Source organism: Pseudoalteromonas agarivorans, assembly GCF_024518735.1.
Taxonomy (GTDB): domain Bacteria; phylum Pseudomonadota; class Gammaproteobacteria; order Enterobacterales; family Alteromonadaceae; genus Pseudoalteromonas; species Pseudoalteromonas atlantica.
Genome location: NZ_JANIGJ010000003.1, coordinates 318,587 through 345,163, shown reverse-complemented (window position 1 = coordinate 345,163; position 26,577 = coordinate 318,587). Strand labels below are relative to the sequence as shown.

At 38.7% G+C, this 26,577-nt stretch carries 24 protein-coding genes; all 24 read left to right on the top strand.

The window, feature by feature from the left end:
• Window positions 1-9: 9 nt before the first annotated feature.
• The 24 genes from tssB to NQT65_RS08090 all read left to right on the top strand — a co-directional run bounded on the left by tssB (window position 10) and on the right by NQT65_RS08090 (window position 26,575).
• Window positions 10-513 (top strand): type VI secretion system contractile sheath small subunit, encoded by a 504-nt coding sequence (gene tssB / locus NQT65_RS08205; protein ID WP_024032878.1) that lies wholly within the window; start codon window positions 10-12, stop codon window positions 511-513.
• A complete protein-coding gene (tssC, locus tag NQT65_RS08200; protein WP_024032877.1) occupies window positions 510-2,000 on the top strand; it encodes a type VI secretion system contractile sheath large subunit in 1,491 nt (496 codons plus the stop codon). Before tssB ends, tssC (NQT65_RS08200) begins: the two co-directional genes overlap by 4 nt.
• Before the next feature lie 36 nt (window positions 2,001-2,036).
• Entirely contained in the window at window positions 2,037-3,563 is a 1,527-nt protein-coding gene (tssC, locus tag NQT65_RS08195; protein ID WP_138685260.1) for a type VI secretion system contractile sheath large subunit, read from the top strand.
• 2 nt (window positions 3,564-3,565) lie between these two features.
• Complete coding sequence (locus tag NQT65_RS08190; RefSeq protein WP_126009407.1) at window positions 3,566-4,342, top strand: type VI secretion system accessory protein TagJ; 777 nt, start codon at window positions 3,566-3,568, stop codon at window positions 4,340-4,342.
• A 17-nt stretch (window positions 4,343-4,359) separates the two neighbouring features.
• Window positions 4,360-4,845: a type VI secretion system baseplate subunit TssE gene (gene tssE / locus NQT65_RS08185; protein ID WP_064387136.1), complete on the top strand. Its 486-nt coding sequence runs from the start codon at window positions 4,360-4,362 to the stop codon at window positions 4,843-4,845.
• Window positions 4,842-6,668 carry a type VI secretion system baseplate subunit TssF gene (tssF, locus tag NQT65_RS08180; protein WP_126009405.1) on the top strand — a complete coding sequence of 609 codons (1,827 nt, stop codon included), beginning with the start codon at window positions 4,842-4,844 and terminating at the stop codon, window positions 6,666-6,668. The genes tssE and tssF overlap by 4 nt, the downstream gene beginning before the upstream one ends.
• On the top strand, window positions 6,665-7,654 hold the full coding sequence (gene tssG, locus NQT65_RS08175) for a type VI secretion system baseplate subunit TssG (RefSeq protein WP_126009403.1): 990 nt from the start codon (window positions 6,665-6,667) through the stop codon (window positions 7,652-7,654). The genes tssF and tssG overlap by 4 nt, the downstream gene beginning before the upstream one ends.
• Before the next feature lie 22 nt (window positions 7,655-7,676).
• Window positions 7,677-10,280 carry a type VI secretion system ATPase TssH gene (tssH, locus tag NQT65_RS08170; protein ID WP_126009401.1) on the top strand — a complete coding sequence of 868 codons (2,604 nt, stop codon included), beginning with the start codon at window positions 7,677-7,679 and terminating at the stop codon, window positions 10,278-10,280.
• A gap of 237 nt (window positions 10,281-10,517) precedes the next feature.
• Complete coding sequence (locus NQT65_RS08165; protein WP_024032870.1) at window positions 10,518-10,997, top strand: Hcp family type VI secretion system effector; 480 nt, start codon at window positions 10,518-10,520, stop codon at window positions 10,995-10,997.
• A gap of 74 nt (window positions 10,998-11,071) precedes the next feature.
• A complete protein-coding gene (locus NQT65_RS08160) occupies window positions 11,072-12,949 on the top strand; it encodes a type VI secretion system Vgr family protein (protein ID WP_064387133.1) in 1,878 nt (625 codons plus the stop codon).
• A 7-nt stretch (window positions 12,950-12,956) separates the two neighbouring features.
• The gene (locus tag NQT65_RS08155; RefSeq protein WP_024032868.1) at window positions 12,957-13,313 is read left to right on the top strand and encodes a hypothetical protein; all 357 of its coding nucleotides are present in this window, start codon (window positions 12,957-12,959) and stop codon (window positions 13,311-13,313) included.
• Between the two features lie 37 nt (window positions 13,314-13,350).
• Window positions 13,351-13,641, top strand: a complete 291-nt coding sequence (locus tag NQT65_RS08150; protein ID WP_024032867.1) for a PAAR domain-containing protein — start codon at window positions 13,351-13,353, stop codon at window positions 13,639-13,641.
• A gap of 2 nt (window positions 13,642-13,643) precedes the next feature.
• Window positions 13,644-14,669, top strand: coding sequence for a hypothetical protein (locus tag NQT65_RS08145; RefSeq protein ID WP_256850904.1), 1,026 nt, complete (start codon window positions 13,644-13,646; stop codon window positions 14,667-14,669).
• Window positions 14,666-15,517, top strand: coding sequence for a hypothetical protein (locus NQT65_RS08140; RefSeq protein ID WP_256850903.1), 852 nt, complete (start codon window positions 14,666-14,668; stop codon window positions 15,515-15,517). The genes NQT65_RS08145 and NQT65_RS08140 overlap by 4 nt, the downstream gene beginning before the upstream one ends.
• Window positions 15,517-20,154 carry an RHS repeat-associated core domain-containing protein gene (locus tag NQT65_RS08135; protein ID WP_256850902.1) on the top strand — a complete coding sequence of 1,546 codons (4,638 nt, stop codon included), beginning with the start codon at window positions 15,517-15,519 and terminating at the stop codon, window positions 20,152-20,154. The genes NQT65_RS08140 and NQT65_RS08135 overlap by 1 nt, the downstream gene beginning before the upstream one ends.
• Before the next feature lies 1 nt (window position 20,155).
• Window positions 20,156-21,343, top strand: a complete 1,188-nt coding sequence (locus NQT65_RS08130) for an ADP-ribosylglycohydrolase family protein (RefSeq protein WP_256850901.1) — start codon at window positions 20,156-20,158, stop codon at window positions 21,341-21,343.
• A gap of 29 nt (window positions 21,344-21,372) precedes the next feature.
• Window positions 21,373-22,140, top strand: a complete 768-nt coding sequence (locus NQT65_RS08125) for a peptidoglycan-binding domain-containing protein (RefSeq protein ID WP_256850900.1) — start codon at window positions 21,373-21,375, stop codon at window positions 22,138-22,140.
• Complete coding sequence (locus tag NQT65_RS08120; RefSeq protein WP_256850899.1) at window positions 22,137-22,667, top strand: hypothetical protein; 531 nt, start codon at window positions 22,137-22,139, stop codon at window positions 22,665-22,667. Before NQT65_RS08125 ends, NQT65_RS08120 begins: the two co-directional genes overlap by 4 nt.
• A 369-nt stretch (window positions 22,668-23,036) precedes the next feature.
• The gene (locus tag NQT65_RS08115; protein ID WP_182711765.1) at window positions 23,037-23,792 is read left to right on the top strand and encodes a TraB/GumN family protein; all 756 of its coding nucleotides are present in this window, start codon (window positions 23,037-23,039) and stop codon (window positions 23,790-23,792) included.
• Window positions 23,793-23,796: 4 nt separating this feature from the next.
• Window positions 23,797-24,372 carry a hypothetical protein gene (locus NQT65_RS08110; protein ID WP_256850898.1) on the top strand — a complete coding sequence of 192 codons (576 nt, stop codon included), beginning with the start codon at window positions 23,797-23,799 and terminating at the stop codon, window positions 24,370-24,372.
• A 67-nt stretch (window positions 24,373-24,439) separates the two neighbouring features.
• A complete protein-coding gene (locus NQT65_RS08105; RefSeq protein ID WP_076924322.1) occupies window positions 24,440-24,706 on the top strand; it encodes a hypothetical protein in 267 nt (88 codons plus the stop codon).
• A 176-nt stretch (window positions 24,707-24,882) separates the two neighbouring features.
• Window positions 24,883-25,362 (top strand): hypothetical protein, encoded by a 480-nt coding sequence (locus NQT65_RS08100; protein ID WP_256850897.1) that lies wholly within the window; start codon window positions 24,883-24,885, stop codon window positions 25,360-25,362.
• A 76-nt stretch (window positions 25,363-25,438) separates the two neighbouring features.
• Window positions 25,439-25,705: a hypothetical protein gene (locus NQT65_RS08095; RefSeq protein ID WP_096042758.1), complete on the top strand. Its 267-nt coding sequence runs from the start codon at window positions 25,439-25,441 to the stop codon at window positions 25,703-25,705.
• Window positions 25,706-25,795: 90 nt separating this feature from the next.
• On the top strand, window positions 25,796-26,575 hold the full coding sequence (locus NQT65_RS08090; protein ID WP_256850896.1) for a hypothetical protein: 780 nt from the start codon (window positions 25,796-25,798) through the stop codon (window positions 26,573-26,575).
• The last annotated feature ends 2 nt before the right edge of the window (window positions 26,576-26,577 follow it).

The following is a 26,577-nucleotide window of genomic DNA, read 5'->3' as shown; positions in this document are numbered from 1 at the left end:
GAGTTCTCTATGAGTATCCATGATAAATTAAAACGAGTACGTAAGCCTCGCGTTCACATCACTTATGATGTTGAAACTGAAGGGACTGCGGTAAAAAAAGAATTACCATTTGTTGTTGGTGTAATGGGTGATTTTTCAGGTGATAACACTGAAGCATTAAAACCATTAAAAGACAGACGCTTTATTCAAATTGACCGCGAAAACTTTAACGATGTTTTAAAACGCATGAGCCCTTCATTAAAACTTGTTGTAGAAAATACACTGAGCGATGATGACTCTGAGTTTGAAGTTAACCTTAGCTTTAAATCAATCGATGACTTTGAGCCTGCAGCAGTTGTTAATCAGGTAGAACCATTACGTAAGCTAATGGAAACACGTAATAAATTACGCGATTTAATGACTAAGATTGACCGTTCAGAAGAGCTTGAAAATGTTTTAGAAGAAGTATTAAGCAATACTTCAAGCCTTGATTCTATTGCTAAGGAACTTAAGCTAGAGGAGACTGAAAAATGAGTGCAGAGCAACTAAGTACTGAATTAGAGTCAACAGCTGAGGCAAGCTCATCGTTATTAGAGCAAGCCATTGGTGCCACTAAGCAAACTGATGCAAGTCGTGCAGAAGAACTACTTAAAACATTAACTGAAGAGGCATTAAAAGGCACAGTTCAATGGAATAAAAACATGACTGTGACGTTTAATGAAGCAATTCAATTAATCGATCAGAAAATCTCAAAGCAGCTTAGTGTTGTTATGCACAGCGAAGAGTTTCAAAAGTTAGAAGGTTCTTGGCGTGGTTTGCACCACCTTGTAATGAATTCTGAAACGAGCTCAACGCTTAAAATTCGTGTTTTAAACATGAAGAAAAAAGAACTACATAAAGATTTAAGCAAAGCAGTTGAGTTTGACCAAAGCCAAACATTTAAAAAGATTTACGAGTCTGAATTTGGTACTCCTGGTGGCGAACCTTATGGCACAATTGTGGGTGACTTTGAATTTACTAATCACCCAGAAGATGTGGAAACTTTAAGCCTAATGTCGAATGTGGCAGCAGCTGGTTTCTGTCCATTTATTGCCGCTTCTTCACCGTCTTTATTCGGGTTTGATAACTGGGAAGAGTTGACTAAACCTCGTGATTTAGAAAAAGTGTTTGAATCATTAGAGTACACAAAATGGCGCTCGTTCAGAGACAGCGATGATTCACGTTTTGTATCGCTAACTATGCCTCGCTTCTTATCACGTTTACCTTACGGTGCAGCTTCTAAACCTGTCGAAGAGTTTAACTATGAAGAGTTTGAAGTTGAACCAAAAGCAGGCCGTTCAGTAAGCACTGATAATAGCGACTACTGCTGGAGTAATGCAGCTTACGCAATGGCCACTAATATGACCAAAGCGTTCTCGCAATACGGTTTTTGTACTGCGATACGTGGTGCTGAAGGTGGCGGTAAAGTTGAAGGCCTACCAACGCATATTTTCACAAGTGATGATGGCGATCCGGATCTTAAATGCCCAACAGAAATTGGCATAACAGACCGTCGTGAAGCTGAGCTAAGTAAACTTGGTTTCTTACCTCTGTGTCATTACAAAAACACCGATTACGCTGTTTTCTTTGGTGGCCAAAGCTGTCAAAAACCACAAATATATTCAACGCCTGATGCAACAGCTAATGCTGCAATTTCAGCTCGCTTACCTTACTTAATGGCGACGTCTCGTTTTGCACATTATTTAAAAGTAATGGCGCGCGATAAAATTGGTAGCTTTATGGAAGCGGAAGATGTTGAGTCATGGTTAAACCGCTGGATTCTATCGTATGTAAATGCGACCGAGGGTGGTGGCCAAGATATCAGAGCACGTTACCCATTAGCCGATGCAAAAGTATCAGTTAAAGAAATACCAGGTCAGCCAGGCGCTTATAACGCAGTGGCATGGTTACGACCTTGGCTACAAATGGAAGAGCTTACCTCTTCATTACGTCTTGTAGCTAAAATTCCAGAGATTGGTTAATTAACTAGTCTTTAGCGTTAAGGATAATGCAGTAAAATGAATCACGAAGAGTTTTCATTTATAAATCAAGACTACGCTTTTCACCAAAAGTCGCAGTCTAGAATTAGCGATAATGATGCTTTGCTTGATAGGTTTTTGAACGAAAAAAACTTAGACAAGGCACTGTTATTGTGGCTTGAAGGCTCTTCTGATTCTCCTATCTCTTGGACAAAAGAATCGCTTGGTCCCTATTTACAACGAATTATTGTTGAACTTGATCAGCTAATTTCTCAACAGCTAAATAGCATTATTCATGCTACACGATTTCAAAAGTTAGAAGCCAGCTGGCGTAATTTATGGTGGTTAACCCTCCAAACAGAGCAATACGACAAAGAAAATAAAGTAAAAATAAAAGTATTAAACTGTGATTGGGCAACCCTCTCTAAAGATGTAAACAAAGCGATAGATTTCGACCAAAGTTACTTTTTTCAGTTACTCTATCAAAGTGAATTTGATAGTGCCGGTGGCGAGCCTTTTGGTGTAGTAATTGGCGATTACGAAATTAGTAATATGTCATCTAATGGCACTATTTATAACGATATTGATACTATTAAAGAAATCTCGCGCACTGCAGCTGCTGCATTCTCACCATTTATATGTTCAGCGTCTCCAAACCTTTTTGGCGCAGATAACTTTTCTGATCTAGGGTACTACGCAGATTTATTCAATCAATTTGAGCAACCTGAATATGTAAAATGGCAAAGCTTTAGATCAATGGAAGAGGCACGCTTTGTTGGTTTAACGTTACCGCACGTTTTAGTCAGAGCACCCTACAGTAACGATGGTAAACGCCATCAAGACTTTTATTTTAAAGAACAAATAAAAAACCCCGAAACAGATATGTTGTGGGGTAACGCTGCGTTTCAGTTTGTATCAACAATAATTAGGGCTTACTGTGATAGCGGATGGTTTGGGCACATTAGAGGGATAGAGCCTGGTAAAGTGTCAAAAGGGCTCGTCACAGGACTTGCAAAAGATAGCTTTGCAAACGATACCTACCAAAAAGAAGCTAAACCGCCATTGGATTTATTGGTAACAAGTAAATTTGAAAAGCAGTTCTCTGAACTTGGATTTATTCCAACGTCATCAGTAACTAATACTGAACATATTGTTTTTTATAGTAATGCATCGGTACAAAAAGCAAAAAATTACGATTCCAGTGCAGCTAATATAAATGCACGCCTTTCATCTATGTTGCAATACATTTTATGCGTATCTCGCTTTGCACATTATTTAAAAATACTTGCCCGCGATAGAGTCGGTTCATACATAAATGCGCATGCGTGCGAGCGCGACTTACAGTCGTGGATCAATAATTATACAACGGCGTCAGACTCAGCATCTGAGCAAATCAGAAGTAAATATCCACTGAGTAATGCGCGCATAAAAGTAAGTGAAAACAAAGCAAATCCAGGTCACTTTTTTTCTGTTTTACAACTACAACCCCATTTTCAATTAGATCAAATGGTCTCGAGCATTAAATTAATAACAGAGCTCAGTCCTCATCACAAAATAAAGGAATAACCATGAAGAAAATACATAGCTTGATTCGCGAGGGAAAACTAACTGAAGCACTATCTTTGTGTGCTACAGAGCTTCAAGATGAGCCTTTAAATTTTGATATAAGAAGTATCTATTCAGAATTACTTTGCATAAATGGTGATCTAGAAAAAGCAGACAAACAACTCGATTTTATGGTTCAAAAAAATCCTGAGTTTGCTGTAGGTGCTGTAAATCTTAGACATTTGATCCGTGCTCAGCAATCACGAATAGACTTTTACCAAGGTAAAGGGATCCCTAAATTATTTCATGATGCTGATGAGATAGACACGCTGTTTTTAAAAATGCATGTGGCATTGCTAGAGGGCGAAATAGACGAAGCTGCTGAGCTTTCTGCGCAAATGGAAACGTTAAGAGTTACAACGTTAAGTGATGCAGAGTCTGTGGCACGCGATTTGGACGATACATTAAACCCTTATTTAGAAGTACTAGGCACAAATGGCGAATTTTACTTGGCAAATTTTGATGAAATTGAATCGATAAAAGTAGAGCCTGTAAGTTCAGTATTAGAAAGCATTTGGCTACGCGTTGAAATAACGATTAAAGAAGGCCCTTCAGGCACTGCACATTTACCGCTTGTCTATGCCAATGCTGAATCGGATCTTGAAAAATTAGGTCAGGTTTCGGACTGGGTTGAACTCAAAGATGAATTCATTATTGGTAAAGGCATGAAAATGCTGTTTGTGAATGATGAAGCCATCACAATTCCTAATTTAAAAATTAATGCTGTAGAAGCAGCATAATTTATATTTGAGCAATAATGATAGAACATAAGCAGCAGCTTCAAGCATCTATTTTAGATAGGCTCATTGATGATGAGCCTGACTTTCAAGATGCACCATCGCGTACCGAAGGGATCACAATAAGTGAGCTACGTAAAAATGTGCGCAGAGATATAGAAGCACTGCTTAACGCCCGAATTCAATGGCACACGTGGCCTACACAATATAGTGAACTTGCTACATCGTGTTTATCGTACGGTTTACCTGATTTTTCAAGTATGTCGGTCAGTTCTCACGAAGGTCGAGCACTGCTATGCGAGACAGTTAGAAACACTATTTTAAAATTTGAGCCACGATTTTTAGAAGTTGAAGTATTTACTGATGAAGAAGTGCCGGTTAATCGCGTTTTAAACTTGCGTATTAATGCGCTTTTATACGCTGATCCTGAGCCAGAATTTATAAGCTTTGATTCTGAGGTAGAGCCCGTAAATTTAGGTATGAAGATTATTGAGGCATCATTATGAACGATGAATTATTAAAATATTACAATCGTGAATTAGCATTTGTGCGTCATTTAGGTAAAGACTTTGCTGAGAAATACCCAAAAGTAGCTGGGCGTTTAAAACTTAGTGAAGATCATGTTGAAGACCCTCATGTATCACGGCTTATTGAATCGTTTGCATTTTTAACAGCCAATATTAGACAAAAGCTAGATGACAGTTTTCCTGAATTAACGGATGCTTTATTAGGGCAGATGCTACCAGATTATCAAGCACCTATCCCTTCTATGTCGATTGTAAAATTAGAAGCCGAAAACCTTTCCACCGCGGGTGTTGTCATCCCAAGAGCAAGTGAAGTTGAAACTAACGTTGATTCTATGAAGCAATGTAAGTTTCAAACCTGTTACGAAACCTACCTTTGGCCCATTGAAATTACTAAAGCCCAGTTTGATAACAGCCCTTTTGTAGCGCCTAAGCCGCGTTGGCATGAAAAGGCAAAGTCTATATTTAAGTTAGAGCTAACCGGTGAATACAAGGGCGTTTCGCTTGCAGAAACTGGTTTAGAAAAACTTCGCGTATATATAAACGGGCAGTGGCACCATACTCTTAAAGTGTACGAACTGTTATTCAAACATAGCATTGGTATAGCCATAGATAATGGCGAAGAAGGCATTAAATACTTATCAAAAAACCAATTAAAAGCGGTCGGGTTTGAAACACACGAAGCGGTTGTGCCTTACTCTCAGCGCTCTGCTGCCGGTTATCGTTTATTGGTTGAAAACTTTACTTTTCCTGAGAAGTTTCGTTTTTTTGAACTTGAAGGTATACGCGGCGCATTACCTAAAAACTCCAACAAATGTGATATCTATATATACCTTGATACTGAGTCAAGTGAGCTTGAGAAACAGGTTGATGAGGATATGTTTTTACTTGGGTGCACGCCAATAATTAACTTATTTGAACAAGAACTTGAGCCAATTCGCCCTGAGATAAGTGAATACGAGTATCAACTTGCACCGCGTTACATGGACTCAGAAATTTCTGAAGTGATTGGTATTTCAGAGGTTATAGCGTTTGATCACAAAGGTAATAAACAAGTCGTTGCGCCATTTTATGGTCAAACTCATCCAAATTATCAAGGTCACGAAGACCTATTTTGGCATATAAGAAGAGAAACAGCGTCGTGGGCGGGCGGTTATGTAGAGTCTGGCACCGAGACATTTATGTCATTGGTAGATGCCAAATTTGAAAACAGCGCTATGGAATATGGTGAAGGTAACTCTGTACTCACTGTACGCGCACATTGTAGCAACCGTAATTTACCTGCGAGTATGCCATTTGGCGACGATGAGCTTGGATTACTAATGCCAGAGCGCGGCGATGTAATTAAAAAAATTCGTTGTTTAGCGCCTTTTACACATGCAGTTAGACCCGTATTAGCCGATGCAACGCGCTGGCAGCTTGTTAATCATTTAACACTCGATACGTTTAGCGGTGAAGATGCGTGTAATAAATTAAAAGAAGTACTTCGTCTGTATGACTTTAGAGCATCGCCTCAAACCAAAGGGCTAATAGATAATATATATCGCGTTAGTATTGAGCCTGCAACCGCGCGTGTTATTCAAAAAGGCAGGGTAAGTTTTGTAACTGGCAGCGAGATAGAAATTACTTTTGCTAACGATGATTTTTCGGGCAGTGGCATGTTCTTTTTTGCCGCAGTGTTGGATCATTTCTTTGCTCAGTTTGCCGCTATAAATAGTTACACACGTTTGAGCTTGCGTTTAAAAGAGCAAGAGCAAATATATTATCAGTGGCCTGCGCGCGTAGGTGATAGACCACTACTATGATAAAGCAACTGATTGCCCAAGCTTCTCAAGTCGATTTTTATAAAGCGGTTTTCATTATTGAAAACCAGCTTAAAAAGCGTGGCTTAGATTATCGCCACGTCGGTTACGATAGCAACCCAAAGCAAGAACTAATAAAATTTACGGCTACCCAAAAGTTTGGCTACCCGGGAAATGCAATTACTAAGCTAGAAGAAACTGGCTTTGAAGATGGTCTGCACAAGGTCAATATGCAGGTTTCATTTATGGGGTTAACTGGCTGCTCTGGTGCATTACCGCAATTTTATAGTGAACTGGTTATGCAAAGGCTGCGCTATAAAGACACGACCATGCGCGATTTTTACGACATGTTTAATCATCGTCTGATCTCTTTGTATTACCGAGCTTGGAAAAAATATAAGCCTTCATTAAATCATGTAAACAATGACAAAAATAAAGACCCATATACCAAAATATTGGGGCTATTAAGTGGTGGCTATAATGAGCATCAGTTGCATTTTTCGGGTTTGTACAGTCGAAAAATTCGTAACGCATTTGATTTACAAAGTGTGCTTAGCTCATACCTAGGTTGCGAAGTAAAAATAAAACAAATGGTTGGTCAATGGCATGAACTTCACCAACAAGAGCAAACACGCCTTGCAAGCCAAGTATTATTTGAAGGTCAGCATGCGCAGCTAGGTGTAGATACCATGCTAGGTAAAAAGGTTTGGGATGTCTCTTCTAATATTGAAGTGCATATACAATCAAACGATCCAAAAAAAGCAAAACTCCTTTTACCCAAAGGGGCTTTGTTTGAACTCGCAAACAAAATTACTAAAGACTACGTTGGAAACTCAATTCAGTTCCGCTTAGTTATTGAAACTGACTTTCAGCATTTAGGCGCCGCTCAGCTGGCTAAGAATGACTGCCAATTAGGCGCAAATTCTTTTTTAGCGGTACAAAATAACAAATCAAAATCTAACCCTACTAAGTTATCGTTTAAGGGATAATTAAAATTAAAAGGAACACTGTATGTCTTCGATGACACTCAATAAATTAGTTGAAAAACTAAGCCCTGATTGCAGAAAAAGCCTAGAGGCGGCGGTTGCAATTTGTAATAGCAGAAGCCACTTTACAGTGGAGCTTGAACATTGGTTACTAGCCATGATTGAGCAGCAACTAGATGATGTTAGACTTATTTTTGGCTCTTTTGACATTGATATTGAAAAAGTAAAACAAGACTTAAATCAATCTTTAGAAGCGTTTAAAACCGGTAGTGAGTCATCACCTAGTTTATCTGTACATGTTACTAGCTTATTAAAGCAATCTTGGTTAAGTACCAGTATTGAGTTTACAGATAATCAAATTCGCAGTGCCTACGTTATTTATACGCTTGTAAAAGACGATACCTTATCGAGCTTAGTAACCCGGTGCAGTAAGTTATTTAATAAAATAGAGCCAGGGCAGTTGCTTCATGCGTGGCCAGAAATAGTTGCTCAATCGCAAGAGCGTAATCACTCAGTACAAAACACGGCTAGCCAATCGGCTACAAACTCTAAAACCCCGAGCCTTGACCAATTTACTGTTGATTTAACTGCTCAAGCAAAAGCCGGAAAAATAGATCCCATTTTAGGACGCGACTTCGAAATTCGCCAGATGGTTGATATTTTGACCAGACGCCGTCAAAACAACCCTATTTTAACCGGTGAAGCGGGTGTAGGTAAAACAGCCGTAGTTGAAGGCTTAGCTTTAAGAATTGCACAAAAAGATGTACCGGCCGTGCTGCAGAATGTGAAAATTCACAGCTTAGATTTAGCACTATTACAAGCTGGCGCAGGTATGAAAGGCGAGTTTGAAAATCGTCTTAAATCATTAATTAACGAAGTGAAAAATTCAGTTAACCCGGTTATTTTATTTATTGATGAAGCTCATACGATGATTGGTAGCGGTGGAGCTGCAGGCCAAAACGATGCTGCTAACTTATTAAAACCAGCACTTGCTCGTGGCGAACTTAGAACCATTGCTGCTACAACGTGGGCTGAATATAAAAAGTTTTTTGAAAAAGATGCTGCTCTAACACGCCGCTTCCAAGTGGTAAAAGTAGAAGAGCCAACGCCAGAAAAAGCAGTGGCTATGTTACGTGGCTTAGTGCCCGTTATGGAAAAACACCACAAAGTATTTATTTCTGAACAGGCACTCGAAAGTGCAGTGCACTTATCGCATCGCTATATTACGGCAAGGCAACTACCCGATAAAGCGGTGGCATTATTAGATACTGCCTGTGCGCGGGTAGCAATGAGCCAAGCATCTACACCAAACACTATAGAGCAACTTGTAAATCGATTAAGCGAAATAGAAACACAAGTGCAGATGCTACACCGTGAACAAAAAACAGGTTTAGATCATTCAGTGCAACTAGATACACTTAAAACTGAACTTGTAACTATTGAAGAGCAGTTAGCGCCGTTAACTGAGCAGTTTAAAGTAGAAAAAGAAATTGTAGCTGAGCTTAATCAGGCACTCGAGTCTATTAACTCAGAACAAGAAAATTCATCAGATGAAATTTTAGCCAATCTTAAGCAGAGTAAAGAAAAGTTAACTGCTTTTGAACATAATATGGTTCATTGGCAAGTGGATGAAGAGCTTATTGCACAGGTTATATCAGATTGGACTGGCATACCTGTAGGTAAAATGCACGAAGATGAAATACATGGCATTTTAAACCTTGCACAGCAAATGAAAAAACGTGTTGTAGGGCAAGACCATGGGTTAGATTTAATCGCTAAGGTAGTGCAAACATCTCGCGCCCAACTAGCAGATGAAAGCCGACCTAACGGCATTTTTATGTTGGCAGGTCCAAGTGGTGTAGGTAAAACCGAGACTGCACTTTCGCTTGCACAAGAAGTGTATGGCAGTGAAGAAAATGTCACCATTATTAATATGTCTGAGTTCAAAGAAGAGCACAAAGTATCACTACTGCTTGGTTCACCTCCTGGGTATGTAGGTTATGGCGAAGGTGGCATATTAACCGAAGCCGTAAGAAGAAAACCGTACAGCGTAGTATTGCTCGATGAAATGGAAAAAGCTCACCCTGGTGTACAAGATATTTTCTATCAAGTGTTTGATAAAGGTACAATTAAAGACGGTGAAGGCCGTGATATCGACTTCAAAAATACAATCATTATTATGACCTCTAATGTGGGAACTGATACCACCATGAGTTTATTTGAAGACGAAGAAAGTAAACCTAGTATCAAAGGTTTATTAAAAGCATTACAAGATGATTTACTCGCATCATTTAAACCTGCTTTTTTAGGGCGTATTAATGTAATACCTTACATTCCACTAAGTGACGATATTCTTACAGAAATTGCATCACTACAAATTGATAAAATAATTAAACGCGTTAATAAGCATTACGATGCTGAGCTTAAATATGAAAATGACGTAATAGAATATATTATTGATAATTGTCAAAATGCAGGGTCCGGTGCTAGGAACATTCATACCATTTTGCAAAATAAATTATTGCCTTTGTTGTCGGAAGTTTTACTTTCTAGCATGATTGATGACAAAAAAATAAATAGTATATCGCTATCAGTTAAAGATAATGAATTTAATATTGAGTTAAATTAAAGTTTATTTAATTTAACTTAGTATTAAGGTTGTTTCTTTATTTTTAGGGTATTATAATTTTGGTGCCTTAAATCACTACATGGAATTTTGAGACATTGTCTTCATCTAAGGAAAGGAGTCTGAAGGCCTTTTCATTGCTGTATTAAAGATAATGATTTCAAAGGAATTTTTGGGAAACCAAAGTAAATAATCCAGTCTAAATGGATAACATTGTTTAATTAAAAGGAGCATTATCAAATGCAAGCAAATACATATTTAAAATACGGTTCAATCAAAGGCGAAACTACAGCTGAATCTTTCAAAGATTTAATCACAGTATTATCTTTAGATTGGAACGTAAGCCGTGAAATTAGCGCAGCAACTGGTACAGCAATGGACCGTGAGTCTAGCTCTACTCGTCTTGGCGACGTTACTATCACTAAACTTCAAGATAAAGCATCTCCGGATCTTTTCAAAGAAGCGACAATTGGTAAAGGCTTACCAGCTATTTTCCATATCACTAAACAAGGTGATAAAGTTGAAGAAATCATGAAAATCGAACTTACAGATGCGATGATTTCTAGCTATTCAGTGTCAGTACAAAACGATCGTCCTATTGAAACAATCACTATCAGCTACACAGAAATGATGATGACTGTTACTCCAACAGACGACAAAAATAACATTACTGCTCCACTTGTATACGGTTACAGCGGTGTTAAAGGTCAACAAATGTAATATTTGTTATCTTATAATGGCTCTGGGCTTTTGCTCAGAGCTTTTTTTGATCTTTAGGATGGGAAAGGCAAGGAATGCAAACAGCAACACAAAATAACAACGTAATTCAGATTAGCACCCCTGCTGGTAAAGATGCCCTCTATTTAACTCGTTTTGTTGCCCAAGAGGCAATGTCAGACTTATTTGTTATGTCTGCCAATATGTACACAATTGGCAAGCAAATAGCACATGAAGATTTGGTTGGAAAGCCAGTATCTATTAAGGTAAAAAATGCACAAGGCGGCGGTGAGCGTTACTATCATGGAATAGTAAGCCATTTGGTTTCAAACGGCAGCCGTACAGCTGATGTAGAAGAACAAAAAAACTATATAGATTACCAAGCAACTATCGTCCCGTTTGCAGCATCTATGCGCAACCGTAAAAACAGCCGAATATTCCAAAAGAAAACAATTAAAGAAATATTTGCTGACCTATTTGGCCAACACAATGTTGCCTTTAGCGATAAAACCAGCAAAACATACCCTAAATACGAGTACTGTGTTCAGTACCAAGAGTCAGACTTTGACTTTATTCAACGATTGCTTCAACAAGAAGGTATTTTTTACTTTTTTGAGCATACCAACAGCAACCATACCTTGGTATTAGCTGATGATATTACCGCTTATGAAGTGTGCGACGAAGCAAAGGTAGTTTACTCAACTGGCCATTTAAGCGAATCTCATGTATCACGTTGGCAGGGCGGTTTAAGTATTGCGCCAGGCAGCTTTAAACGCGTTGGTTACGATTTTAAACAGCCATCACGCTACCCAGATGGTGAGCAAGCTAATCCAGAGTTACCGACTCAATCAGTATCAGAAATTTTTGAATACACGGGCGAGCAAGAATGCCACCCGCGCGCAGCTAATTTAGCATCTGTTCAGCTTGAGTCATTACAGCGAGACATGAAGCTTTCTAGTGGTCGCAGTGATTGCCGCTCATTTACAGTGGGTAAACTCTTTAGTTTTAAAAAGCACGAAGACCCACGTCTTGAAGGTAAAACATTTGTTATTACTTCTATGATGACGTCTATAACGGTGCCTAATCAGTCAGGCTCTCAGCAGTCGTCAGTAGAAGAAGTGTACTCGAACCATTTTGAATGCGTACCCAAAGATATACCCTACAGAGCGCAAATAAATAAGAAAAAACCAGTTATAAACGGTGTGCAAACGGCAATCGTAACTGGCGACAGCGCCGATGAAATAATGATTGACCAATATGGTCGCGTAAAAGTGCAATTTGACTGGGACCGAGAAGGTAAAAAAGATTCAAAAAGCTCGTGTTGGATCCGTGTTGCGCAAAACTGGGCAGGTAAAAAGTGGGGGGCATTTTTCTTCCCTCGGGTAGGCCAAGAAGTACTTGTAGACTTTATAAATGGCGACCCAGACCAACCAATTATTAGCGGAGCAGTGTACAACGCAGATTTAATGCCTCCGTATGCACTGCCTGGTGAAAAAACACAAAGTGGTATTAAAACACGCTCTACCAAAGAAGGCGGAGCCGATAACTTTAATGAGCTAAGGTTTGAGGATAAAAAAGGCAGCGAGCTGGTTTATATTCAAGCAGAAAAAGATAAGCAGCTTTACGTAAAAAATGACCAAAACGACAAAACAGATCACGACCATAATATTGAAATTGGCAACGATCGAAAAGTTGATATTGGCAATAATGAAACACTAAAAGTGGCTAAAAATCGCAGTGACGATATAGGTGAAAACGACACGTTAAAAGTGGGTAAAACACTTAATATTGAAGCCGGTGACGAAATAGTAATTAAAACAGGCTCTGCACAAATTAAAATGAGCAGCAGCGGTAATATAACTATAGAAGGCACTAATATAGACATTAAAGGCAGTAACGTTAAAGTTGATGGTAGCGCCATTACTTTATCTGCCGGCATGATTAAATTAAATTAGTGCAGTTATGGAAATAATAAATAGCTTTTATACAGGGCATAGAAACGGCATTAATAATAATGGTTACGTTGTATATTGCCGTTACGGTTTGCCGTATTTAATTTGTTTACCAATAAATAGGCCAGATGATCCATTGCTAAATCCTGCATTAACGCATTTGAAAGCTATGGATGGTTATTATGCTAATCAGTTTTTAAGTAATTTACATAATGCTTTAAATAGTGAAGATACCATAGCTGCTTTATATCAGTACGCATTACAAAGCCCGGTATCAATTTCGGATTATAGTAAGGCAGAATTAGTTGATACCTTATCGGGTTTAGTTTCTCAAAGTAAATTATTAATTATTCCTTTATTTGATTAGTTTTATTGTCAAAAAGTAAATAAGACAAGGAGTCTTTATGGGTAAGCCCGCAGCTACAATTGGTCATATGCATGTATGCCCTAAAACCACAGGTACAGTCCCGCATGTTGGCGGCCCTGTTGTGGTAGGCTCAACTAATGTATTAATAGGTAGCATGCCCGCAGCACGTAAAGGCGATATGTTAGTGTGTGTTGGGCCACCCGACAGCATAAAGTCAGGCTCTGGTAGCGTAAAAATTAACGGTAAACCCGCAGCTCGAATGGGTGATGATAGCTCCCACGGCGGAAAAATTGTTGTTGGTAACCCTACTGTATTAATAGGTGGCTAACCTTGCTGTCTACTTACATAAGTAATCACCAAGCACAATTGCTTTGTATTAGTAAGGCGCAGTGCTGCCCGTTTACTTCTGTAGGTTATGTAAAAACACTTAAAAAAAAGCTGTTAGAAACAACGTGGCTAACCGCTAAAAAAAATAATACTCCTCAACACTTTACACAACCCGATTTAACTTTAATTAATACGTTAGTAACGAGTGAGCAAAGCCTTGATGTGACTGCGCAGGCATGTATAGAGGTTATGGCTAATTTACCGCAAACAATTAACCTGGCTTTTATAAACTCGTTGCTCAACAGCCCATCCCTGCATGACTTAGCAAAGGCTGTTATTTATAAAGTTTTATTACAGCAACACAGCTTTAATTTAATTGCATTAATTGACTTAAACACTATTTATTTTGCATTGGCTAATAGCACCGAACAAGAGGCAACATCAGCCGAAACAGTGGCGCTCATCAGCGCATTCAACCCTAATGCAAACATACAAGTGCTAAAACATGTGTTTGATGAGCTATGTAAAAGTAAGCTTGTTAATTCACCGTTAATGTCGCTTTTTTTATTATCACTAAGTTGGGAACAAGTAAACGCATTAAGTAATTACGCAAGCAATGTTTTAACAGTAGATGACACTTTGCATGTGCTATTACAAAGTGGCTATATAAAGCTAGTGCCCTTAGCGTGTATGTCGTTAAACCAAGTAGAAAACCCAACAGCTATTATTGCCTTAATAAGGCGAATGCTCGGTGATAAGCTCGATTTACTCGTAAGCTATGACATTCAAGTAAGTGCATTTAATGCTGAACAACAAGCACTAGTGGCTTTTAAACAGCAGTTACAGCAAAACTGGCCTAAATACGAGGAGGAGCTTTGCTTACAAAGGTTTGTAGCTGGAAAATCTCTGAATAAAAGGTTAAACGCAATAGAAATGTCGGCAATGGACTGTTATAGCCAAGCAATATTTAATTTGTATACCTACTACAAATCGATGGCTAAAAATGTAAAAGCAGAGGCGCAAGCATGAAGGCGTTTAATGTAAACGTAAGCTGTTTTTCTACGCCTTTGTCGCAAGACATAGATACACTGCTATATGCAGATACCCCAACTCCACCTAACGGTATTACTTGGCAATCATGGAATGCCTGTATTTATGATTGCATAGTAAAAGCGAAAGAACTTTTTGCAAAAGTAGAAGACTCAAACTTGCCACTTGTATGGTTATTGCCAGCACTTGCGTACCAAGATGAGCTAAAGCAGCTTTTAGCAAAAAGTTTTAAACAGTTGTTCCCTGAGCATGTAGAGCACTTATTATTTTATGGCGCTGTTGGTGCTAATACGTTAGTGCAGTTGGCGGTGCAAAAAAAATGGCATAAGGCAAACGTGATTGCCATTGATGCTACCTATAAAGCCGATAAAAACAATGAGTGGGTATACTTAGGAGTAGGTGGTGCACTTGCGTCTATTGAAACGGCTCAAATTGGCTGGATGCAAACTAGTCATGAATTTGCTCCTTCAATAGATTTTATAAAGCACGACCAACTAGGCGGTATATTTTCCAAAATCGCACAGGATAATAAAGACCATATAGATCTTATATTTGCACCTGGCAACGGCATACATCAGCAAAGTGATGTTTGGCTGACTAATTTACAATTGCTCAGTAATTTAATTAATGAGCATACACATTATGAATTACCTAATTACAAATTAGGTAAAATTGGTGCGCTTGAAGGACTCGTCAATTTATATCAATTGACCTCAAGCCCGGCTATTGTAAATCACTTTAAACACGCGTTAGTGATTTCTCAAGAACAATCAAAATATCAGGCCGCAGCATCATACTTATGGATAAGTGAGGAAGTACACAACTAATGCAAAGTAATACGGTTGTTTTACAAGGAACGAGTTACCCCATTTGCCTAGTTGCTGGCAAAGGCCAAACGCCGTCAGGTTATGCGCCAACTGTGGCAAACACCCCTGAAACGGCTAAACAACAAATAGCTCAAATTGGTGGTGCGTTAACAGGTGACGCTGCCAAACGCCTCGACGTAATTAATTTATTAAATAGTGCTGGCGTTAACTGCCCGCGCAGCGCATCAGCTCGCGAAACCGCAAGCGTACTTACCCAAGCCTTAGTAAGTGGCGCAGTAACGTGTTTCCACCAAAAAGCAAAGTCGGCCATTCAGGTAAGCGATAATACTAATAGTGGCTCAGCGGGAAAAAATTCGAACAAAAAATCAAGCTCAACCGCATCAGGTAAAAGCGCATCGCAAGCACCCGCTAAAAATACGGGTGGTGCAAGTAATAACACCGCAAGTGAAGAGCCCATTACAAATCAAGAGTGCCGTTCAGATCCAGTTTCAATGCTCTCTGGCGAAGAAATCCTCCCGCTTATCGACTTTACCCTTGCAGGCAGTCGCCAATTAGTGTGGCGACGTTTGTATCGCTCATCTCATGCTGATGTGTGCACAACAATGGGTAATGGTTGGCGCCACGACTTTATGGCAAGCCTTACCGAGCATTATTTGCCGCCCCCAAAAGTGGGCCCTAAGCAAAAAGGCACTTACTGGCTAGAGTACCAAGACGAGCACGGCGCTAAACATAAATTTGAAAAGGTGAAACCTGGCCAATCAAGCTATCAGTTAAGTAGTAACCTTGCGCTACATTACCAAACAAATGGTAAGCAAGTACTTGTAACACCAGATGACCAACACCTTACGTTTAAACCAGGCGAAAGCGCGTGGCTGCTTGAAAAAATAATTAACGAAAAAGGCCAAAGCATCGCGTTTTATTACGATGCTAAAGAGCGCCTACACCGTATAGAAGTAAACAAAGTACGTGGCTGTATAATTAGCTACAACGCGCAAGGTTTATTAAGCAAAATAGCAGCGTACTACACCGATAAAAACAACAAACAGCAATTGCTATCGCCATTACTTGCAAGCTATGAGTACGATGAAAACAAAAACCTTGTTCTGTCTACTAATCAGCAAAACGAAACTGAGCGCTACGCGTATAACGCCGCTAACTTATTAACAAAGCGTACCCGAGCTAGTGGCTTTAGCCATCACTTCGAGTGGGATAGCTACTCACCCAGCGCTAAATGTATAAAGCAGTGGGGCGATAACAATACCTATACCTACCAGTTTGAATACAACCTTGAGCGCGGTGAAACAACCTGTATAGACTCTCGAGGCCACAAAGAGCACTTTGTACATAACGCACAAGGTAAATTGGTAAAACATACCGACCCTAACGGCAACGTTTGGCAATATACATACAATGCGCAAGGCCAAAAGCTCAGTGAAATTAAGCCCGATAGCAGCACAACGCGCTATAGCTATACACCTTATGGCCAATTAGAAACAATAACGCAGCCAGATGGTAGCCAAACCCATTTTGCTTACAACCAACTTGGGCAACGTGTACTAACTACCTTACCTGATGGCCAAACCATTACGCGTAAATACAGTGTGGCTGGCTTATTACAAAGCGAAACCTTTGGTGATGGCCGCACCACGTTATACAGCTACGATAAGCTCGGCCAGTTAACCCAGCATATTAATAAAAATGGTCAAATCACCAAGTTTATTTGGAACGAGCAAGGCGAGCTTTTAGCAAAGCATCTTAACGATGAGTTAATACGTTACAGCTACGACAGCCTAGGCCGCGTAAATGCCACACTGAATAACGCAGGCTTACTCACCCAATATAAATACAATGAGCACGGCCAGCTTACACAAACAATTGCCTTTGATGAAAACGAGCCTGAAAATAAGCAGCATCAATACTTTAGCTACGACGAAGCAGGGCGGTTAATTAGCTCGCAAAACAGCAAAGGCGACACCACCGAGCAACACTTTGAAGGGCTAAGCCAACCGCACTGTGTTATTCAGCCCGATGGCAGCGCACTGCATTTAACGTACGACAAAGAGCGAAACTTAACAGCCATCGAGCGAAGCGATGGTCACGTATACCGCATAAGTTACGACGCTAACGAAAACCCAACACAAATAACCGGGTTTGATGGCACGCTACAGCAGTATAAATACGATGCCTGTAACCGCTTAGCCTCAGTAACACAAAGCAACAAACGCCATGTAAAAATAGAGCGCGACAGCCTAGGCCGTGTAACTGCGCAGCATGCAAGCCTTGCCAGTGACTCACATATCATTAATAACGCCAATTACTACAGCTACACAAAGCAAGGTAAAATTGCGCGTGCACATAACGCACAATCAACACTTAAACAACGCTTTGATAAAGGCGGGCGATTATTGTGTGCTGAGCAAGTTAATAACCAGCAACAAGCGCATACCTTAAAATACAGCTACGACGAATACGGCAGAAGGCAAACCCTTACCCTGCCAGATTCAACCACGCTTAAATACAGCTACAACCAGTTTGGCCAGCTAAGCGGTATTAACTTACAGCAAACCAACAGTAAAGAGATTGAGCTAGCTGAGCCGCTTGTAACATTAAGCTACGACAGCCAAGGTAATATTAAAACCCAGCAGTTTGGTAACAGCATTACCCTCAATCAACAGTTTGATGTATTTAACCGTTTAACGCAGCAGCAGCTTACACACCCAGCGCAAGCATTATTTGATACCTGTACGTACAACTACGACAGCGTCAACCAGCTGATTGCCCGTAAAAACGAAGGCGTAAGCAGCCAAAATATCAATTTTGAATACAACAGCTTGGGTCAGTTAATAAAACAAACATTGGCAAGCTCAGGTGCTGATACAATCACACACTACCAGTGGGATAGCTTTGGTAACCCGCAAAGCCAAACAGTTAAATCAAACACAAGCGATGCAGACCTTAGAGATACAGGCGAGCAGGGTATAGACCATGATACTGCCAGTAATGAGCATACAGCCAGCTCTTTTATTGATTTAACACGCGCCACGCATAGCGAATACAATGAGTTAGCGCCAAATAGTAGTAAAAATAGTAGCAACGCTGACTCAGTAGCAAACAATGAAAGTACGAACAACACCACAATAAACAGTGCCACCGACGCAGACCGCCTAACTCACTTTGGCGACAGCGACTTTTACTACGACGAGTTCGGTAACCAAATACGCGAAACCGGCAAAGGCATTAAAACCCGCCGTGAATATAACGCGTTTAATCAGTTAAGCTGTTTTAACAACAACGGCACGCTCACCCAATACGATTACGACCCACTCGGTCGTCGTATCGCCAAGCACACTGAGCAGGGCAAAATTGACTACATTTGGGATAACGATCAGTTAATCGGCGAATGCCAGCACGGTGAGTATACGTGGTATATCAACTTGCCAAATCAATTTCATCCAGTGGCGCTGATTAAACAAGGTGAGGTGTACTACTACCACCTAGACCAAATTAATACCCCGCGTTTTGTAACAAACAACAAAGCAGAAGTCGTTTGGGAAAACCAAGCCGATGCGTATGGTTATGAAGAGTTAAAAGCAGAATCAAATAAAGAAGAGTCTTTCACTCAGCCAATCCGCTTTCAAGGGCAATATTTAGATGAAGAGAGCGGCCTACATTACAACCGCTACCGCTACTACAGCCCCAAACAACAACGCTTTATAAACCAAGATCCGATAGGCTTAGTAGGTGGCATAAACCACTATCAATATGCGCCCAATCCGGTTAATTGGGTGGATCCGTTCGGGTTGAGATGTAAAGAAGATGAAGAGAGAAGATTGAAAGTATGCTTAAAAAAAGCATTTAACGAAGGCCTAATTAGTGAGGAGTTACAAAGGGATTTACTTGAAGCCGCCCAAATTGGATTTATCACGGCAAAAGAGATTAAACAGGAGATTATTTCAGGAAATCCCGCTTCATTGCTTATATTGGGAGGAGGAGATAACTCAAGCCCAATGACCTCTCAGTCTATTATCGATGAAAGTATTGGGGAGCCGCTTTCTATCGATGCATTGATTAATTCAGAACTAGATAAAGTGACTAGTTTAATATGGAAAGAGGGTGAAGAGTTTAAAAATCACGTTTTAATTAATTACCATTTAGATCCTGATATGCAGGTTTTAACACGTGATGAGTTTTTATCACTTGCAGTGTATACTACAAACCTTTACAAGCCTATAAATGCTGGGCTTAGGGGGTTTTCACCTAGGGATAAGGAAAAATGGGCTAAGGCAGTTGCTGATACTGATCAAGCGTTAATTAAATTAGCGGAAAACCCATTATTGAGGTATGAGGGACATGTTATTCGTGGAGATCAATTCAGTGATGACTTATTAGAGGAGTTGTTCCCTGTTGGTGGCATACATTATGAAAAAGGTTTTAAAAGTTCATCGAGCAATTTAGATAAGCCCTTCGATGGCAATACTAAAATACTTATAACTTCTAAAACAGGGGTTAATATTGCTAACAATGCTGCAGTAAAGCCAGAAGAGCAAGAAGTATTGTTTAAGTCAGGAACGAAATTTAAAGTTATTAGCCGTTTAAAAGTAAATGGAACAAACTTCATAGAGCTAGAAGAGGTTTAAAATGAGTGAAAAAAAATATTATGATGATTCTGGTGAGTTAATTACCTCTTCCGCAATAATTCGAATGTTAGAAATGGAAAATAAAATTCCTAATGATCTTCGATTTCCTTTTATGACAAATAAATTAAGTGGTTCTAGAGAGCCTCATAAAACCCAATGGATGTCATCATATAATGTCTATCGCATAGCAGTCCCTAGACCTACTGATGAGCAATGTAAAGAATATTATCAAAGAATCCAAGTTGATTGTGATGATGACATAAATCGCTTTCGAGGTGCTTTACTTGGATGTGCAGTTGGTGATGCTTTAGGCACAACTCTTGAGTTTAAGGCCCCTGGGACATTTAAGCCAATTACTGATATTGTTGGTGGTGGACCATTTAACTTGAAAGCAGGAGAGTGGACTGACGATACTAGCATGATGTATTGCTTAGCTCATAGTCTTGTTCGTACTAAGGTTTTTGACCCTAAGGATCAAATGGATTTGTACTATAAATGGTGGAAAGATGGTGTTTTCAGTGTAAATGGTAAGTGTTTTGATATTGGTAATACGGTCGTTAATGCTCTGCAAAATTATGAGAAAACTGGCGATCCTATATCTGGCAATACAGATCCAAAATCGGCAGGAAATGGGTCTTTAATGCGTTTGGCACCAATACCAATTCGTTACTATGATAATTTTGAAAATGCAATTAAATATGCAGCTTTAAGCTCTATTACAACTCATGGCGCTGAAGAAGCTGTGGATGCTTGCCGTTATTTTAGTGGGTTAATTTGGGGGGCTTTGCATGGAGTATCGAAAGAAACTTTACTCGATGGGATCTATACACCCATAGACGGGTACTGGGATGAAAACCCATTATGTCAATCGATAATTGATCTCATAGTAGACGCTAAATATAAATCTAAAAGTGCTTCGCAAATACGCGCAAGTGGTTATGTCATGCATACCTTGGAATCAGTTTTATGGGCTTTTTATCATTCTGATACATTTGAGTCTGGTGCTTTATTAGCCGTTAATTTAGGTGAAGATGCTGACACAACAGGCGCTATATACGGGCAGCTTGCAGGTGCATATTATGGAGAACGTGTAATTAATTATCATTGGGTTAAAAAAGTGAGAGAATTTCATGTTTTTTATTTAAAAGCCCAAGAGTTTAAAGAGTTGATCGTTTCGGAAAGAAATTAATAACAATAAATAAAAGACAAGGAAATACAATGTCATCAATAAGAATAACTCAATCTATTGGATTGGGCGGCACTAACAGTTTAAATGATGTAAAAACGGTACAAGCCGCGTTAAATAAATTACTAAAACTTATCCCACCTACACAAGTTTTAGTTGTTGATGGTCGCTTAAACCCTCGTCCAGAAAACTCAAAAACTATTGCTGCTATTAAGTTATTCCAAAGCAAAGCCTTAAACATGGTTCGACCCGATGGAAAAATAAATCCGAATGATGCTACTTTTCGCAAAATTAATGAAAAGCTCGCCTTATTTAACTCTCAAAAAGCAGGAATGAAAGATCCTCAACTTTTTTTGAAAAATATAATAAAACCAACGCTGTTAAAAATCTGTTTATCAACAAAAAAAGCAGAAATCTTATTGCTAGGTACAGCGATTCAAGAAAGTCGATTGAAGTATCGTCAACAACTAGGCGGTGGACCTGCGTTGAGTTATTTTCAGATAGAGCCTGCTACTCATGATGACATTTGGGATAATTACCTAAGTTACAGAGGAGAGTTAGCATTAAAAGTTAAAAGCTTAATGACTACTGAAGATAAGTTAAAGGAGCTAAAAGAGAATGATGCTTATGCATGCGCCATTGCTAGAATTCACTATTTAAGAGCGCCAGCTGCCTTACCTGAAGCTAATGATACTAATGCGCAGGCACAGTATTGGAAAACTTATTATAATACGCCACTTGGAAAGGGAACTGTGCAAGAGTTTATCCATAATTGGCAAACATATGGAGTAAGTATATGAACGTTTTTAAGGCCTTAATTTGTACTCTTCTACTAATGATAAGTCATACCGCTTTCGCGTCAGAATGCTTAAATATAAAAGTAACTAAGCCCATAAAAGTTGATGACAAAACAGGGCTATTGCAGTCATTGAAGTTTGAGCAAGTTAAATTACTCCACAAAGATAAGTCAGGTATTTGCTTGCCTACAAGGGATACCTACATTTTGTCTTTTAGTGAAGGGATCCCTTTTATTGCCACTCGATTAAAAGGTCACACGCCAGAAGTAACATTGCTCGAAAAAGACAAAAATTATTATGCATTAATAAAGTTTTATGCAGGTAACAAATTGCAAGTACTAAAGGGATATCAAGTCATCAACTCAGAGCTATACGCACTCCCTAACTTCACTTTAAGTAGTAATGTAAGCAATATTAGTATTGATGAAGGGGTTATTAGCGTAAAGAATACTAAGTTAGTTGAAGAGCACACCATTGATTCAGTTACGCTTTATAACTTTGATTTATCAGGTGTATCAGTTAAGCATTAAGTAATGTATTTTCCAAATAACTATAATATCGAACTATCAAGGGTATTTAAAAAGCATGATAAAAAGTAACCTTGGTAAGTTTTTTCTGATTACAGCCTTGTTTTTTTATTGCACCGTGTAATGAAGCTCAAGGTGCTACGCAAGTTATATTTAAATGTAATGCGGATGTACCTACACCTATTGAGCTGGTTATTAACAAAGTAGGGAATAAATTTCACTTAGCTGAATTTACTATAAATGTAGCCCCTGTTATTGATCTTGGATAAATGAAAATAGAGATTCCCTTAAACTAGCACGCACGCCAGCAGTTTGGTGTGACTAGCTTGGGTTTTTGAATATTATTAAGAATATTAAACATAAGGAAATACAGTGAATAAAATAAACACGGATGTAAATTATAGAACAATGGCCGGTAATGCTCGTTTGGTAATTATCGCAGAATCCAGTCATAGCCCTGTATCTTATAAATATGAGGCTATAAAGGCTCTAAAACAACTTAAAGCTGCGGGTTTCACTCATTTTGCGATGGAAATGTTACCTATAAAGATAAAAGAAAAAATAGATTTTTATCAACGTACTGGTAAAGGTTTTGATGTGATTTACAAACATTTTCGAGAAAATTGGTATTGGAATGGTGCTGCTAGCACAGGTTATGGTGAACTAGTTAAAGCTGCTAACTCTCTAGGTATGAAAATTATTCCGTTAGATATGCCTGTTGAGGTGATGGATAAAATTGATGGTAGGTGCAGTTGGGAGGACGCTGATGGTGGTTTATGTACTGATTCACATATTCAAAGAAATCAAATGTGGGCGAGTATACTAAGCAGTACTCTTAAAATTGAAAAAGGCTCCCGTATTGTTGCATTTATGCATCGGTATCATGCATTTAATGCTGGTAATAGGCATGTAGGTGTTGATTCTATTTTACTTAATTTAAAAATCAGTGGAATAAGTATAATTGACTATATTGGTGGGATGACCTGCAAAGATAGTGGAGTTTGTGAAGGTGAAGGCGACTTAAAAAAGCCGCTTAGAGAGACTTATTTCTATAGGAAAGGTGCATTTTTACCTTCACCAGTACCTTCTTATACTGTCCATCTTCCAGAACAATCTTTAGGGAAGTGATTTTATGGATAAAATATTATTATTGTTGATTATGATGGCGCCTTCCATTTATGCCGCAGGTCCTCGATGGGATAATACTATAGATATAAATGACCCAGATTTAACTGTAATAACCGCCGCACAGCAATGTCATAAAAGCTTAATTAACGCGCCAGAGTATCTTAAAGAGTGGTGTGAAAAAGCTTATTCCATGGGATACTGGAAAGCATTGATTACTTTAAGCCTTCACACTGGGGATGGGACTCGATTATTAGAGGAAGCCAAAAAGCGGGTTGCGGCAAAAGAGATTGAAGCTTATTCAACATTAGCTTGGTTATATGGAAGCGGCATGTTTGTAGGGCAAGATATTAATAATGCAATTTCCCTTCACAAAGAATTTTTAGCATTAGATGCAGAATTGCCAAATTCATTAGTTACAACGGCGCATTTTGAGTTAGCAAGTTTATATAAATCGCAGCATAATTGGCTTGCAGTAAAAGAGCATGCACAATATGTTATTGAACACAGCGCTTTAGCTTATGACAAAGAGCAAGCTGTTAGTCTATTACAGTTAGCAAAAGAGAAAGCTCAATTAAAATAAATCATTGAATTCAAACTGATACACAAAGGAGCTATGAACGCCTAAGCTAAGGCGCTATAGAAATGATATGGAACAACAAAGCCAACAAACACTAACTAACCTTGTTTACGATATATATGAAGACCCAGCTTTAATAGAAGAGCATCAAGTGCTTATAAACCCTTTGTTGAGCGATTTAGTTGCCACTGCGCCAGCTGGATTTGAGGGTATGGCGACAATGATTAATACCCATATTTCTAATGGGTTTAAATTCAAAAATCCTAAAATACAAAAATTTGAACTTGAGTCGGGACTTTTAAAACTTAAAACATATTTTCAAAAAATAAACCTGTAATACCGTTCATAATTACTCACTCATTTTTTAACGCTGTTTTCACAAGCTTATTTTTATGTTTAGCTCTTTTTATAGAGACAGAGTAGAGAGCCTCAAGTCGTCTGTTTTGGTGGGAGCGCTCTATCTGGAACAGTGAATTCACTCGCAATTGGAATATATGAGGAGTTGAGTAAGTAGTGTCTAAAAACGATGAGGTATTTCTATTATTTCCACCATGGAAGCTTTTACGAAGGTTTCTATTAGTAACAGTGCTCTTACTTTTGGGTACTGTATACTCCGGAATGACTGTGTTAACGCAATACTTTGATACAGAACCTGAGTGGCTGTTAGGAATTTTATTTTCTACAGGGGTAGCATTTTGCCTTATAAATTTTAAAGTAAGCCAAGGCTCTTTTTTTTGCGCGAATATATTAAAATTCTATGCTTTATTTTTAGCTGTGATTTGCTTACCGACTTTTATAATTTTAGAAGGTAATGGGTATTATATTGCAACAGTTAGCAATATAGCCTTTATGTTGCTCTCTTTTTATTTAATTAAAGGTGAAAAATACCAAGGTCTTATTAAATATCAGTATGATTTTTTTAAAGATATAAAAGACGCTCGTGCTGCTGTCGAAAAAGAAATGGCAAAAAGTAACCGAAGGAACAAAAAGTAATAATTTTTTTTACCTTTATTCAATTTAGAACTCTAGGGAGCTATAAACGCCTAAGCTAAGGCACTATAGAAATGATATGGAACAACAAAACCAACAAACATTAACTAACCTTGTTTACGATATATACGAAAACCCAACTTTAATAGAAGAGCATCAAGTGCTTATAATGCCCTTATTGAGCGATTTAGTTGCCACTGCACCAGCTGGCTTTGAGGGGATGGCGACAATGATTAATACCCATATTTCTAATGGGTTTAAATTCAAAAATCCTAAAATACAAAAATTTGAACTTGAATCAGGGCTTTTAAAACTTAAAACATACTTTCAAAAAATAAACCTTTAATACCTACCTCTCTTTTTTATTGAGCACCCACATTTTTAATTTTAATGCAGCACGTGTGCTGCATTTGTTTTTTCTCATTAAGGATGATGTATGAGCCTTATTACCACGAGTATTTTAATGCTGTTCTTACAGCCTTTATTTGTATATTTAGCTCTTTTTAAAGAGTCTGAGCAAAGTGCCCGAAACCGTTCACTAGATAACGAAGATGCTATGTATCTATTTATAGCGCCAGGGTTAGCTGTATTTTATCCTGATGACTTTTGGCAGGCAGTACTTTATTTAGGAAGTGTATGCCTACTAGGTTTAATGCTTGCCATTATTGTAAAAAGCAAAGCTAAAAAACTATTAACAAGGGATGACGCTATTGGGTTTACTATTGCCAGTTTTTTATTTTTTTGGCTTATAAAATTAATTATCGGTGGGATAGGGTACCTTTTTAGCGAAAATGCCGCGAATGGTTCAGCGGCCGACATAGGCCAGCAAGCTTTTTCATCAACTTCAGGTGAGCTTTTAAACTGGGGGTATTTATATTATCAGTTTTGGCCAACGCTATACTTTTCACTATCTATGCTAACCACTTTAGTTATAAAAATAATTGAAAGCCGGTTTGATAAACATTCAATTTCAGGCTCGCTGTTAATTTTGGGTGCAGTTTTAGCTGGCGTATCACCGTTATTTGGCAATGCTTTTATTTTAGGTGTGATAGCTAACTTTTTTATATTTTTGGTTGTGTGTACGGCATGCATAGAAGTTGATAAAAAGAGCGACCCTTCAGCCGGTGCTATTAGTATTATGTATGCTTTTTTGCTTATGGGCGGCATCATGTTTAGTGGCATTGGTAAATTAATATATACACTATTTTATAATTAGAT

Coding starts and splice junctions, on each gene's coding strand:
- NQT65_RS08105 (WP_076924322.1), top strand. CDS start 24,440: ATGGAACAACAAAGCCAACAAACACTAACTAACCTTGTTTACGATATA.
- NQT65_RS08140 (WP_256850903.1), top strand. CDS start 14,666: ATGAAGGCGTTTAATGTAAACGTAAGCTGTTTTTCTACGCCTTTGTCG.
- NQT65_RS08110 (WP_256850898.1), top strand. CDS start 23,797: ATGGATAAAATATTATTATTGTTGATTATGATGGCGCCTTCCATTTAT.
- NQT65_RS08125 (WP_256850900.1), top strand. CDS start 21,373: ATGTCATCAATAAGAATAACTCAATCTATTGGATTGGGCGGCACTAAC.
- tssE (WP_064387136.1), top strand. CDS start 4,360: ATGATAGAACATAAGCAGCAGCTTCAAGCATCTATTTTAGATAGGCTC.
- NQT65_RS08160 (WP_064387133.1), top strand. CDS start 11,072: ATGCAAACAGCAACACAAAATAACAACGTAATTCAGATTAGCACCCCT.
- NQT65_RS08130 (WP_256850901.1), top strand. CDS start 20,156: ATGAGTGAAAAAAAATATTATGATGATTCTGGTGAGTTAATTACCTCT.
- tssC (WP_138685260.1), top strand. CDS start 2,037: ATGAATCACGAAGAGTTTTCATTTATAAATCAAGACTACGCTTTTCAC.
- NQT65_RS08190 (WP_126009407.1), top strand. CDS start 3,566: ATGAAGAAAATACATAGCTTGATTCGCGAGGGAAAACTAACTGAAGCA.
- NQT65_RS08165 (WP_024032870.1), top strand. CDS start 10,518: ATGCAAGCAAATACATATTTAAAATACGGTTCAATCAAAGGCGAAACT.
- tssH (WP_126009401.1), top strand. CDS start 7,677: ATGTCTTCGATGACACTCAATAAATTAGTTGAAAAACTAAGCCCTGAT.
- NQT65_RS08135 (WP_256850902.1), top strand. CDS start 15,517: ATGCAAAGTAATACGGTTGTTTTACAAGGAACGAGTTACCCCATTTGC.
- NQT65_RS08150 (WP_024032867.1), top strand. CDS start 13,351: ATGGGTAAGCCCGCAGCTACAATTGGTCATATGCATGTATGCCCTAAA.
- NQT65_RS08120 (WP_256850899.1), top strand. CDS start 22,137: ATGAACGTTTTTAAGGCCTTAATTTGTACTCTTCTACTAATGATAAGT.
- tssF (WP_126009405.1), top strand. CDS start 4,842: ATGAACGATGAATTATTAAAATATTACAATCGTGAATTAGCATTTGTG.
- tssB (WP_024032878.1), top strand. CDS start 10: ATGAGTATCCATGATAAATTAAAACGAGTACGTAAGCCTCGCGTTCAC.
- NQT65_RS08095 (WP_096042758.1), top strand. CDS start 25,439: ATGGAACAACAAAACCAACAAACATTAACTAACCTTGTTTACGATATA.
- NQT65_RS08090 (WP_256850896.1), top strand. CDS start 25,796: ATGAGCCTTATTACCACGAGTATTTTAATGCTGTTCTTACAGCCTTTA.
- tssG (WP_126009403.1), top strand. CDS start 6,665: ATGATAAAGCAACTGATTGCCCAAGCTTCTCAAGTCGATTTTTATAAA.
- tssC (WP_024032877.1), top strand. CDS start 510: ATGAGTGCAGAGCAACTAAGTACTGAATTAGAGTCAACAGCTGAGGCA.
- NQT65_RS08155 (WP_024032868.1), top strand. CDS start 12,957: ATGGAAATAATAAATAGCTTTTATACAGGGCATAGAAACGGCATTAAT.